We start from the raw sequence: 11,889 nt of genomic DNA on the forward strand, positions 1-11,889 counted from the left end.
CTCAATTCGCGGTCTCCGTGCTGTCTGGCGGCTGACCCCGGGGGGGCGCCGCACCATAGCTGCCCTCGCGCGCCAGCAGGATCTCGACCCGGCGGTTTTCGGTGCGGCCGGCCTCGGTGGCGTTGTCGGCGACGGGCTGGTCCTCGCCGCGCCCCTCGGCCGAGACGCGGGCCGGGTCGGTCAGGCGCGGCGACAGCACCCCGGCCACGCTTTCGGCACGCGCGGTCGAAAGCTGGTAGTTGTCCTTGAAACGTCCCCGCCCGCTTAGCGGCAGGTTGTCGGTGTGGCCCTCGATCAGGATCGGGCCGCCCTCGGCGTTCAGCACCTCGGCGATGCGGCTGGCCAGATCGGCAAAACCCGGCTTGACCTCGACCGCGCCTAGATCGAACAGTTGCAACTGGCCGACGCGGATCGCGATGTAATCGCCCTTGGCCTCGACGCCCACGCGGCCGTCGGCGATCTCGGCGGCAAAGGCGTCGCGGATGCGGTCGAGCTGCGGGATCTCGGCCACATAGGCGGGACCGGGTGCGGCGCGGTCGATCTGGATCACCGGGCGGTCCAGATGCACCCCCCGCATCAGGGATGCGGCCTCGGCGCCCTCGCGGTTGATCAGCGTGGCAAACACGGCAAACACCGCCAGCAGCGCGGCGGCGCAGACCCCCAGCACCGCCGGGACCGGAATGGCGGCAAAGCGGCGGCCGCGATCCTGCACCACCGGCTGCCATGTGACGGAAACATCCTCGTCCGGGCGGGGCTGGACGCGGCGCAGGCTTTCATGGATGGCGCTGCGGATACGCGCCAGATCGGCCGCGCCGTTGGGCGAGGTGCGGAACTGCCCCTCGAACCCCAGCGACAGGCAGACCAGCATCAGTTCAAGCAGGTTGTAATGCTGGGCGGGGGCCTGCATGGCCTTTTCGGCCTCTTGAAAAAAGCCGACGCCGGAATCGCGCTTGTGAAAGAACCGCGCGACCATCGAATATTGCTGCCAGTCGCCGCGATCCCCGCCCGGCAGGTTCTGCACGATGTCATCCGCCGTGCCCGACAGCGCGTATTTCGCCACCAGCGCCTCGTGCGGGTTCACCCCGGCGGCCAGGGCGTTGCGTTCGAACCGGTCGATCTCGCGGGTGACATGTTCCATCAGCGGCGCGACCTGCAGTTCCACCAGCCCGGTGCGCAGCCGCCCCAGCAGGATCAGCAGGCTGGCCGCCGCCGCCAGCAGCGGGTTCGAGGACGACGCCGCGCCCAGATCGCGGACCTTCAGCGCCTCGTGCAGGGCGATGCGCGGGGGGTGGGCGGCGGGCGCGGGGGCGGGGCGCGCGCCGATATCGGGAAAGAACCCCCGGTCGTCCGCCCCGGCGGCGCGACCGATCTGCGCGTGTTCGCCATATGCCGGCCCGGCTGCCGGCATCGGCCTGCCAAGCCAGGTCTGGCCGCTGCCCGGCGCCTGCCCAAAGGGCGAGGCCGAGGCCGGCGGCGCCCCGGCCTGTCCATAGCCCGGCCCCGGCCCCTGCCCCGGACGCCCGATCACCGTGCGCGCGTCGTCGCCCGAGGGTTGCGGACGCGCCCAGGCATCCCCGGCCCCGGCAGGCGCCCGGCCCGGACCCGGACCATGCCCTTGCGGGCCGCCGAACACCGTCTTGTCGTCGTCGCTGCCAGCCATCACGACCTCTCGGGCACGGCCCATAGTTCCAGTTTCAGATGCGGCCAGTCACCGGCGAAATGCATCCCGATCGCCGGAGCCGTGGAAAACTCGCGCCACAGCGGAGAGTTCTTTTCCAGCCGGAAATACACGTTCGAGGACAGCACCCTGATCTGGCGCGGCGGGTTGGGCAGATGCTGCAACCCGATGCCGGGCAGGTTGTTGTTCACGATCTCGGACATGCGGGTGTTGGGGCCGATCTTGCACAATTCGGGGAACTGCCCCTGCACCTGCGTCAGCGGCTTGGCGCTTTCGACCTCGACGATGAAACTGGCGTCGCGGAACAGGTTGCGGTCGTGGACCTCGGCCAGATAGGAATTCTGCCGCACCTCGCGCAGCGGCAGGCGGATGGCCCGCCCGACATCGCGCGACAGCAGCCGCTGGATGTCGGCCACGATCTGCGAAAAGCTTTCCTTGGGGTCGCCGTGGTCATAGGCCGGATAATCCGGCGCATGGCGGCTGCCGGAATCAAAGGTCGCCAGTTCCCCCGCCAGCGCCACCAGATCGCGATACAGCGCCTCGGGGTGGACGGCAAAGCTGCGCGACAGGTGGCGCAGCACGCCGATATGGCGGTTCAGCGCCATCAGCATCAGATAGTCGCTTGCCTGCAACCCGCCCCCCGCCGAAGGGTCGGTCGCATAGCGCGCAAGGCTTTCCAGCCGCGCCTCGATCCAGCCGATGACGCGGGTCAGGTAGCCCAGGATCTGCGGATGCGCCCCGATCACCAGCGCGGGCGGGGGGAAGGTCTCGTCCAGCGTGACCACGCCGTCGCGGACCTCGGCGATGCGGGCAAGGCGCAGGCTCTGATAGCCCGGCCGCGGGGTCTTGCGGATCGCCAGTTCCAGCCGCGGCACGGCTAGCTCCAGCACCTGCTCGGTCCGCATGGCGCTGCTGATGTCGCTGACGGTTTCGGTGACGATGCCCCAGCGGGTGGTCGCGCCCTCGTCCTGCAAGGGGGCGGTGTCGCGCATGTTGGGCGAGCTGTCGGGCAGCGTCAGCCAGACGAACTGCCCCGCCGCGTCGTCGGGGACGGGCACCGCCAGCGGCAGGGGGCCGGTGCCCGGCGCGTCAAAGGGCGTGCCGTCGGGCATGATCCCCGACACCGCGCGCAGGGCCAGCATCCCCTGTTGCGCCTGGTCGCGGTCGATCGCCAGCTCGCCCACGCCCCAGGGATAGGGGGTCATCCACCGGGTGCGGGCGTGCAGCAGATGCTCGTGATAGCGGTCGGCCTGCTGTAGATGCTGGGGCTGCATGAACAGCCCCTCTTTCCATGCGACCTTGCTGAACCAGGACATGCGCGGCGGGCTCCTTGCGTTCGTCAATCAATTGCGGGCCCGAGGGCCGTTGCCATGCCCGAAAGGGCCGTTGTCATGCCCGGCGCCAGACCGGACAGAAAGTCACGCCATCGGACGCGCCGGTCAGAACTGCCAGCGCAGCTGCCCGGTCACGCCCACGCTGTCCAGCCCCCCGCCGAACCGCGCGTCGATCCTTGCGCTGCTGGAAAACTGCCGCCCGCGCCCGGTTTCACTCAGCACCTTGATGTAGTTCGCCCCGAAGCTGAGTTCGCCGTAGGCCCCCAGGTGGTCCGAAACCAGCCGCTGCGGCGCGAAACCCGGGTCGGTGTCGTTGGAAAATACCGAAACGGTCGAATCCGCAAAGTCCTTGTAATAAGTGCCGGTGGCAAAGGCATAAAGCGCCTCGTTCCGGGCGGGCTGCACAAAGGTGCGGGCAACGGTGGTGCCGACAAAGCCGGTTCGGCGCTCGCTGTCCTCGAAGCTCAGCCGATAGTCGTCGTCAAAGCGGATCGAGTCGGTCGAAAGCCGCGACCAGGCAAAGCCGGCGGTCGGCACCACCACCCAGCCGGCTTTGCCGACCGGAATGGCATAGCCGACCGAGCCGCTGAGCGTGTGCGCCGTGCTGCCGAAATCGGTATCGTCCAGCCCCAGATCGCCCCCCGCGCCCGGAATGGCCCGGTTGCGGATGGTGAAATCGGTGGTCTCATAGCGATATTGCAGATCGGCCTGGAAACGGCCGCGGGTGGCGGTCGCATAGACCCCGCCATATGCCTGCGTGAAATCGGCCGAGGTGGTGCTTATGACACGGTCCGTCACCGACTGTGCATTGTCCGGGTCGATGGCGTGGACCGGCTGGCGGGTGTCGCCCTGGTTGACGCCGCCGATGACGCCAAAGGCCATGTCCCAGCCGCCGAAGCGGTCGTCCGAACAGGCCAGATCGCCGCCGACCTGCATTCCGTAGTAATGGGCGTGGATCGTGCTTTCGATATTGCTGACGCCGTTGTCGGTGGCCCCGCTGGCGGTTGCGTGCCCGCCCATCAGCCGCGCCCATGCCCCGGTGCCGCAGGGGTTCTCGCGGTCTTCATAGGCCAGCCCGGTGACAAAGGGGCTGGTGGGGCGGTTCACCACCGATCCGATCAGCGACTGGATCAAGGTCACGTTGCCGAACAACGCCCCGATTCCCGGGCTGGTCTGTCCCACCAGTTCGAGATTGCCGAAACTGCCGGCCTGTTCGACCGAATAGACCAGCCGCCCCGAAGGAAGATCCGTCAGGTCATAGGCATAGCGGAAATCATTGGCAGAGCCAAAGCTCTGGTCCACGTCCAGCAGGGTGATCCGCTGCCCCGGCTGCGTGCCGGCGCCGCTGCCCGCGAAAGAAAACGCCAGATTGATCCGGCCCGTGGTCGCGCCCCCCTGCACGACGATCCTGTCGGCTGTCATCGCGTCCAGATCGAGGTCCAGCACATAGGTGCCGGTTCCCGACAGCCCGCCCAGCTGCAACAGGCTGCCGACCTGACCGTCGGTCGCCAGGCTGACCGTCCCGTCGTTGATCAGCGCGCCGGTGATGCTGCCCTGATCGCCCAGCGCGTTCACCGTGCCGTTATTGGCGACATCACCGGCCAGAATGCCGCTCAGGCCAAGCACTCCGCCCAGATTGTTCACCACGCCGCCGGCGACGGTCATCGTATGGCCCTGCGCCACGGTCAGCCCGGCCGGGCCGCCGGCCGCACCGGGGCCGTTCACCAGCGCCTCGGCCACGGTGACATCGCCGGTGGTGCGCAGGGCGGCGTGGTTGGTCAGGCTGCCGCCCAGCGCCCCGCCCCAGTCCATCTCGCCTGAGTTGACTACATTTCCGTCGATGGTTCCCGTCCCGATCAGGGCGCCCTGGTTCGACAGCGCCGCCGCAAGCGCGCCGTCCACGGTCATCTGCCCCGCGTTCCCGACGGTGCCGGCCGATTCAAGCCGGTCGCCGGCGTCGATCCGGGCGATGCCGGTATCGCGGTTGTCCAGCCCGGCCACGACCAGATCCCCCGCGACCTCCAGCGCGCCGCTGTTGTCCAGCATGCCCTCGATACTGCCCGAGCCGCGCAGAGTGCCGGCGTTGTCCAGACGCCCGACGACACGCCCGTTCTGCATCACCACCGTGGCGTCTTCGCGGTTGGTCAGATCCGCATCCAGCGCCCCGGCGATGGTCATGGTGCCGTCGGCGCGGTTCTCGGCGGTAGCGGCGGAAACGCTGCTGTCCGCCGCGATGGCGAAGCTGCCCGAGTTGGTCAGCGCGTCCACATTGCGCAGATGGCCGGTGCTGTCGGCGTCGCTGTCCACGACAAAGCTGCCGGCGTTGTGGACATCATGGCCGGCCGCATCCAGATCGGCGGTCACACGGACGTGGCCGTTGCTGCCGTTGCGCAGATCGCCGTTCAGCGTGGCATCCTCGCTATAGGTCAGGTTGCCCTGGTTGGTGACCGTGCCGACCAGCTCGACCAGCGAGCCGTCGATGTCGGAACCCTCCTCAAGCTCGATATCGTCGGCCTCGATGGTCAGCGACCCGGTGCCGCTGACGGTCACTCTGCCCGAGTTGCTGAACCTGCCTTCGGTCACGCTCAGCCGCACATCCCCCGCCCCCGAGGTCATGTCGATGGTGCCGTAGTTGGTCAGACCGCCCCGCACCGAGGAATCCGAGATCATCTCGATCCGCCCGCCGGCGGCGTTCTCGACATTGCCGACGATGTTTGCGCCATCAAGGCCCAGCGTGCCGCTGTTGCTGATCCTTGCGTCCGCGCCGGCAACCTCCAGCGTGCCCTCGACGGCGATATGGCCGCTGTTGTCCACGTCGCCCTGCGAAAGCAGGCGGTCCGCGCCGCCGATGCCGACATCGCCGGTATTGGTCAGGCTCGCCACCGACAGATTGCCGGCAGTGGTCAGCGTGCCCGAATTTTCCACGTCGCCGACCGAGCCGCCGATGGTGGCAGAGCCGGTGTTGGCCAGCGCCCCGGTGATCTCGCCCGTGCCGGTCAGCTCGCCGGCGTTGTCCAGCGCGCCGTCGATCCCGCCCCCTTGCAGGTCCAGCACCGCGCCCAGCTGGTTTTCCACCGCCGCCTCAAGCCGGCCGGCGATGTTCATCCGGCCGCCGGCCGCGTTGATTGCCGTTCCGGCCTGGACCGCACCACCCTGGCGAATGTCGAAATCGGCGCTGTTGGCCAGCGTCCCGACACCGTGCAGCCTGCCGTCGGCCTGAACCTCGAAACTGCCGTCGTTGCCGACGTCGTGGCCGGCCGCGTCCACATCGGCCGACACCCCCACCGCGCCGCCGGCAAGGTTCGTCAGCCCGTCGTCAAGCGTGGTGTCGTCGGTGAAATCCAGCTGGCCGGCGTTCTCGATAAAGCCGACCAGATCGATCATGGCCGTGTCGATGGCCGAGCCGACCCCCAGCAGGATCTGCTCGGCCACAATGGTCAGCACCCCGCCGCCCGAGCCGTCCAGCTGCCCCCGGTTGCTGAAGCTGCCGTCCACCGCCAGCCGGGCATTGCCCGCGGTCTTTTCGATCAGGCCATGGTTTTCCAGATCGCCGGCAATGCGGGAATCGCCGTCGAGCCGCAGTATCGCGCTTTCGCTGTTCACGACGGGCTGTGCCGAGGTCAGCACATCGCCCCCGTTCAGCGACAGGGTGCCGCCCGCCTGGTTGACCAGCCGCAGCACGCTCAGCGCGCCGTCGATGTCCACCGCGCCGCTGTTCTCGACCGCTCCGGTCACGATGCCCGCCGCGCTCAGCGCACCGCCCGAGGCGACAGCGACATCGCCGTTGTGCTCGCCGCCCAGCCGGGCCGTGCCGTCGACCTGCATCTGGCCGGCGGTATTGCCCTCGCTGCGGAAATTCGCGCCGGCGTCCACGTCCAGCCGGGTCATGCCGGCGCTGTCGCCCGCGTAATCCACCGTCCCCTGCCCGCCGATCCGGATCGCCCCGCTCAGGGCGCTGTCCACGGTCAGGGTCAGGTCGCTGCCCGCCTCAAGCACCACCTCGGCATCCGCATCGACCGCCGCGATCTCGCCCCCGGTCAGCGTGTAGTCCCCCGATTCCACCCGCAGCCCGCCCGGCCGCACCGTGCCGTCGATCGTCACCGTGACCGCGCCCCCGCCGGGTTTGGTCAGGATCCCCACGTCGCCGTCGTCCAGCGCGCGGTGGTCGGGCTCGTTCTCATACTGCCAGATCGCGCTGTCGGCGCCCCAGGTCACGCTTGGCGAGGGGTCGATCGTGTCGTCGCCGGTCACGTCGTCCAGATAAGCCTGCGCAAAACCCGCCCCCGGCATCAGCGCCAAAGGCGCCAAACCGATCAGCGCGGTCGAGAGCAGCAGCTGCGCACGGCGGAAATCGCGGGCGTGACGGGGGGCAATCTCGAACATGGGTAAATGCATCTTTCAATCGGGATGTCCGAAAACCGGACAGGCGACGGGTGCCGCCGCGCCTTGGATAGCGCGCCCCACGCAGTCAAAACAAGCATTCTGCGCGTTTTGGATGGGATGCGCGGCATTTCATCCACCCTTGTCCCCGCGCAGCCGGTCCATCGCCTGGACAAAGGCCGCGATCTCGGGGGAAACTGGGGGTCCGGGCGCCTGCGCGACATGGGTCGGGGCGGCGCCGGCCATCTTGCGGTCGGCCCAGCTGCGCAGCTCGGCGATGGAATAGCCGCGCAGGAACGGGTTGGCCGACACCACCTGCGGCCCCATCACCTGAAGCACCGAGGCCGAGGCATCCGCCCGCAGCGCCTGATCCGCCCCCGCCGGTCCCAGGAAATGCGCCAGATACAGCCGGCCGGCCGAGATCGCATGGCCTCGGGCGCGCAGGAACGCCTCGTTTTCCTGGGCGAGATGGCGCACCATCTGGCGCGACAGTTCGGGGTTGAGGCGCAGGGCAAGCAGCTCGTGCCGCGACAGGTTTCGGGCCATGTCGGGGCGATAGCTCTGCATCATCCGCAGCCAGGTCGATTCGATGAACTGGCCCAGCCCGGTGGCGGTGGACAGCGGGTTGCGCGCCGCCGCGTTGCCGGCGCTTTCCACGGTGATGATGCGCCCGATCAGGGCCTCGATCGCGTCCGAGGCCAGCACCTCGCCCGCGCTGCTGAGCCATGGCAGCGGATCGACCGGCACCCCGTCCGACAAAAGCTGGAACACCAGCCCCGGCGCCGCCTGCCCCTGCGGCCGCCCCACCGTGCCGATGAGCGCGCCGGCCGCGATCTGCGCGTCCGCGGCCGCCGGCGCAGACAGGGACGCCAACCCGGAATAACGGCTGACCATGCCGTTTTCATGGGTGATTTCCAGCTGCGCCCCCCGCGCGCCCTCGACCGAGCGCGCCGTGATCCGCCCGGCGCCCGCCGCGGTGACCGGGCTGCCCTCGGGGGCGGACCAGACCACATGACCCCGGTCGGCGCCCACCTCTGCATCATCGGCGCCCATGGGCAGGAAACGCTGCGACAGCACGCCCGCAACCGGCGGGGTCAGGGCCGCACCGCCCGCCCGGTGCTGCACCCGGGCCGAGGGCGCGTGGCAGGCAAAGCCGTCGCCCTCGGGGACGACATAGCAGGGCCGGTCGCCGCCGGGGCCGCTGATGCCCACGAACAGGATCGCGCCGGGCCGCGCGACCCCGGCCGCCGGCGCATAGATCAGGGTCAGCCGGTCGGCCTCATCGGCGTGGCTGTCAAGGTCGTGGACGCGCGACATCAGGGCCAGCGCCTCGCCGATGGTTTCGGGGGGCACGTCGTTGCGCAGGGCCGCGGAATAGATCAGGTCCAGCAGCCGCTGCTGCCCGCCGGGCCCCGCGCCGGCATCCTGCCGGGCCAACAGCTCGTCCAGCAGCGGCTGGTCGGCCCAGGGATCGGCCGCCGCGACCAGCTGCCCCGCCCCGTTCATCGCCAGCGAGCCGACATAGCCCCCCGCCCCGTAGAGCGACAGCTGCACCACCTCGCGCAGCTCGCCGCGGCTGCGATAGCGCATCGCAAGCACCGATCCGGGGGGCAGGTTCCGCCCGGTGCCGATCTGGCTGTCGATACGCGCCGCCAGCCGCGCCGAGGTGTCCGCGTCGAAACCGTTTTCGGCCAGCAGGCGGTCCAGCCCGACCTCGCCCGTGGTTTCCACGATCAGCTCGCGCCACAGCGGCACCCGCAGTCCGGCGTCGCGCAAAAACGCCACGCCGCTGCTGGCGCGTTGTTCGGTGGCCAGATGCACGCTGTCGGGGCTGGCGTGGGGGGCCGAGGGATCGGCGCGGCGGGCCCGGCTGCGCTCGGCCTGAAACAGCGCGAATTCCTCGCGCGTCGAGGGCAGCATCGCCACCAGCTGGCGGTCGCGCGACACCAGCGCGCTGTCGAGCAGCGCGACCGTGCCGCCGCCCAGCCCGCCGCCCACTCTGCCGGCGCGACCCGGCACGGCGGCGGGGGCCGGCACATGCCGCAGCTCGCGCGGGCCAGCGTCGTCGGGGGCCGGGATGATCAGCGGATCGCCGGGCAGATCGGTAAAAGTATCGGCCCGCACCACCGGAGCGATGTCGAACTGCGATTCGACCTGCACCAGCTCTTGCCCCAGATCGCCGCCGCGCAGCCATGCCGCATCGGGGCGGAACTGCCACCAGCCGGCGGCAGCCGCCACCGCAACCGCCGCGACCGCGCCCCCCCAGCGCAGCGCGGCGATGCGGCGGCGGCGGCGGCGCGCGCCCTTGCCCATCTGCCTGAAACGCGGGTCGATCCGGGTCGCGGGCATCAGCGGAACATGCCCGAGCCGATCAGCCCCGGATTGATCTGCCGCGACCCTGCGCCGCCAGCCCCGGCCGCAGGCGGCTGGGACTGCGCCGGCGACGGGGCAGAACCCGCCGCCCGCGGCGTGGCGCCGCCGCCGCTGCGGCGGGTGGTCGAACCCGTGGCGGCGGGGGCCGCGGCCGCGACCGGGGCGCAGTGCAGAGCCTCGTTCCGGGCGATGGCGCGAAACAGCCCCATATCCGGGCTGGTCGCCGCCTGTGCCGCCCCCAGCGCCTGAAAATATCGCGCCAGCGCGGCGACCGAGCCGGCGCCCCAGTTGCCGTCGATACCGCCGGCATAGCACCCCATCTGCGCCAGTTCGGTCTGCAACGCCGCCGCCAGCTGATCGCCCTGCGGGTCGAATGCGCCCTGCGACAGCAGCCGCTCGAACATGGCAGGATCGCGCTGCCGGATCGCCTCGCGCGCGGGGCGCGGCGTGCCCAGCGGGCCGCGTTCGGCGGCGGTCATCAACACCGCGAGATCCCCCACGATGATCGAGGGTTCCGGCAGCCCCGCGCGGCGCGGTGCCTGGGGCATCGGGGCGGCCGGTATCGGGGCCTCCGGCATGGGCGCGTCCGGCATGGCCTTGATCACCTCGCCCGTCGGCGCGACCGGCAGCGCCCGGATCACCAGCCCGCCGCCGTCCGTTGCATGAGCCAGCGCGGGCAGCAACAGCGCCAGAATCAATGCGGAAAGATGAGGGGGGGCGAAAGCGGTCATCGGCGGCAGCATGGCCTACATCGGGCGCGGGGTCACGAATACGGTCCAGTCGGTCCGGTCCTGCGTGTCCACCTCGATGAAACGCGCGTCCAGAAACCCGCGCAACAGGCAATCCTGCTGGCCCGCGATCTCGAACCGGCGCGGGGCGACGCACAGGGGAATGGCGCCCGACAAGACCTCGTTGCCGAAAACATCGGCGGCGAAGACATGATAGAACCGCGCCCGCAGCGGCTCGCGCCGCAGGGTGGCGCATTGATTCGGGGCCACCCGCCACCAGCCTCGGGTCAGGGTTTCCTTGCCGTCGGGAACCGCGATCGCCACGTTGAGCACGTCGAACGACTGGTTGCACAGCCGCAACCCCGCCGCGGCCGGCCCCGGGGACAACAGCCAGAAACAGCCCAGCAGGATCGGCAGGACAACCCGGTTCAGCATGGCAAAAAGACATCCCGGCGAATTGAGCAAATGGACTGGCTGTGATAAGCCCCGACCAACGGAGTCAAGGCAACATGAAACTTATCCTTGTCGCAGGTGCAACCTTGCTGACCGCATGTGCGGCGTTTGGCTTTGCGCAGGCGGTGGACCGGCTGGCGGCCCCGCCGCAGGTCGCGGCGCCGTCGCCGGCCGGTTTCGGGACCGAGCGGGTCATTCCGACCGCACCCATTGCCCCCGCGCCCGCTGCCCCCGCGCCCATTGCCCCCGCGACCATTGCAGCGCCGGCGCAAGCCGGAATCGCGGTGCAGGCCAAGGACACCGCCCCGGCACCGCCGGCACCCCGCTTGGCAACTGTGGCGCCGCCGGCCGACAGGGAAACCCACGACAATGCGATGTATTTCCTCGCCCCTGCCGGGGCGTCCGGTCTTGACGGGGCCGGGCCGGTGCGGCGCTATGATTTCGTCAATCTTCCCGTGCTCGGGGTCTATCGCTGATTTCAGAAAGGCATTTTCGATGCGTGGCATTGCCGGGGCGGCCATGGCGGCCGCGCTTATCCTGCTGGCGGGGCAACCGGCATCGGCGCAGGAGCGGGGACAGGACCGCGGCATCCTGCTGGAACTGAACGCCGCCCGCCCGGCCGAGGACGGCGGCTGCCGGCTGACCATGGTTGTCGCCAACGGGCTGGACCGGGGGCTGGCCCGGGCCGCATGGCAGGTCGCGATCTTTGACCGGGGGGGAATCGTCGAATCGCTGCCCGTGCTGGATTTCGGGCAGCTGATCGGCGGCAAGACCAAGGTCTCGGTGTTCGAGCTGGCCGGCCGGCCCTGCGACGCAATCGGGCGGATCATCGTCAACGATGTGGCGGAATGCCGCGCCGAGGATGGAACCGACCTGCGTGAAACCTGCCTGACCGGCCTGTCGGCGCGCACGCTGACCGACATCGAATTCGGTATCTGAAACC

Annotated in this window: 8 protein-coding genes; 2 read left to right on the forward strand and 6 right to left on the reverse strand. The window is 69.9% G+C overall.

What is annotated here, in order from left to right; all coding sequences use genetic code 11:
* Window position 1: 1 nt before the first annotated feature.
* The 6 genes from icmH to BLW83_RS00340 form a co-directional block, all read right to left on the reverse strand.
* Window positions 2-1,660 (reverse strand): type IVB secretion system protein IcmH/DotU, encoded by a 1,659-nt coding sequence (icmH, locus tag BLW83_RS00315; RefSeq protein ID WP_177172438.1) that lies wholly within the window; start codon window positions 1,658-1,660, stop codon window positions 2-4.
* Complete coding sequence (gene tssK, locus BLW83_RS00320; RefSeq protein WP_090844246.1) at window positions 1,660-2,994, reverse strand: type VI secretion system baseplate subunit TssK; 1,335 nt, start codon at window positions 2,992-2,994, stop codon at window positions 1,660-1,662. Before tssK ends, icmH begins: the two co-directional genes overlap by 1 nt.
* A 123-nt stretch (window positions 2,995-3,117) precedes the next feature.
* Entirely contained in the window at window positions 3,118-7,395 is a 4,278-nt protein-coding gene (locus BLW83_RS00325; RefSeq protein WP_090844249.1) for a beta strand repeat-containing protein, read from the reverse strand.
* Window positions 7,396-7,524: 129 nt separating this feature from the next.
* Window positions 7,525-9,741 carry a peptidoglycan DD-metalloendopeptidase family protein gene (locus BLW83_RS00330; protein WP_090844252.1) on the reverse strand — a complete coding sequence of 739 codons (2,217 nt, stop codon included), beginning with the start codon at window positions 9,739-9,741 and terminating at the stop codon, window positions 7,525-7,527.
* A complete protein-coding gene (locus tag BLW83_RS00335; RefSeq protein ID WP_143042695.1) occupies window positions 9,741-10,496 on the reverse strand; it encodes a hypothetical protein in 756 nt (251 codons plus the stop codon). Before BLW83_RS00335 ends, BLW83_RS00330 begins: the two co-directional genes overlap by 1 nt.
* Before the next feature lie 15 nt (window positions 10,497-10,511).
* On the reverse strand, window positions 10,512-10,928 hold the full coding sequence (locus BLW83_RS00340) for a DUF1036 domain-containing protein (protein WP_090844258.1): 417 nt from the start codon (window positions 10,926-10,928) through the stop codon (window positions 10,512-10,514).
* A gap of 74 nt (window positions 10,929-11,002) precedes the next feature.
* Between BLW83_RS00340 and BLW83_RS15605 the strand changes: the two genes are divergently transcribed.
* Together BLW83_RS15605 and BLW83_RS00350 are read left to right on the forward strand one after the other, a co-directional pair.
* On the forward strand, window positions 11,003-11,422 hold the full coding sequence (locus tag BLW83_RS15605) for a hypothetical protein (protein ID WP_177172439.1): 420 nt from the start codon (window positions 11,003-11,005) through the stop codon (window positions 11,420-11,422).
* A 43-nt stretch (window positions 11,423-11,465) separates the two neighbouring features.
* Window positions 11,466-11,885 carry a hypothetical protein gene (locus BLW83_RS00350; protein ID WP_177172440.1) on the forward strand — a complete coding sequence of 140 codons (420 nt, stop codon included), beginning with the start codon at window positions 11,466-11,468 and terminating at the stop codon, window positions 11,883-11,885.
* Window positions 11,886-11,889: the final 4 nt, after the last annotated feature.

Origin of the sequence: Paracoccus alkenifer (assembly GCF_900108405.1) — a bacterium.
Classification (GTDB): Bacteria; Pseudomonadota; Alphaproteobacteria; order Rhodobacterales; family Rhodobacteraceae; genus Paracoccus; species Paracoccus alkenifer.

What these genes read in the sequence shown, in the direction of transcription:
- icmH (WP_177172438.1), bottom strand. Translation starts at nt 1,660, where the DNA reads ATGGCTGGCAGCGACGACGACAAGACGGTGTTCGGCGGCCCGCAAGGG.
- tssK (WP_090844246.1), bottom strand. Translation starts at nt 2,994, where the DNA reads ATGTCCTGGTTCAGCAAGGTCGCATGGAAAGAGGGGCTGTTCATGCAG.
- BLW83_RS00325 (WP_090844249.1), bottom strand. Translation starts at nt 7,395, where the DNA reads ATGTTCGAGATTGCCCCCCGTCACGCCCGCGATTTCCGCCGTGCGCAG.
- BLW83_RS00330 (WP_090844252.1), bottom strand. Translation starts at nt 9,741, where the DNA reads ATGCCCGCGACCCGGATCGACCCGCGTTTCAGGCAGATGGGCAAGGGC.
- BLW83_RS00335 (WP_143042695.1), bottom strand. Translation starts at nt 10,496, where the DNA reads ATGACCGCTTTCGCCCCCCCTCATCTTTCCGCATTGATTCTGGCGCTG.
- BLW83_RS00340 (WP_090844258.1), bottom strand. Translation starts at nt 10,928, where the DNA reads ATGCTGAACCGGGTTGTCCTGCCGATCCTGCTGGGCTGTTTCTGGCTG.
- BLW83_RS15605 (WP_177172439.1), top strand. Translation starts at nt 11,003, where the DNA reads ATGAAACTTATCCTTGTCGCAGGTGCAACCTTGCTGACCGCATGTGCG.
- BLW83_RS00350 (WP_177172440.1), top strand. Translation starts at nt 11,466, where the DNA reads ATGGCGGCCGCGCTTATCCTGCTGGCGGGGCAACCGGCATCGGCGCAG.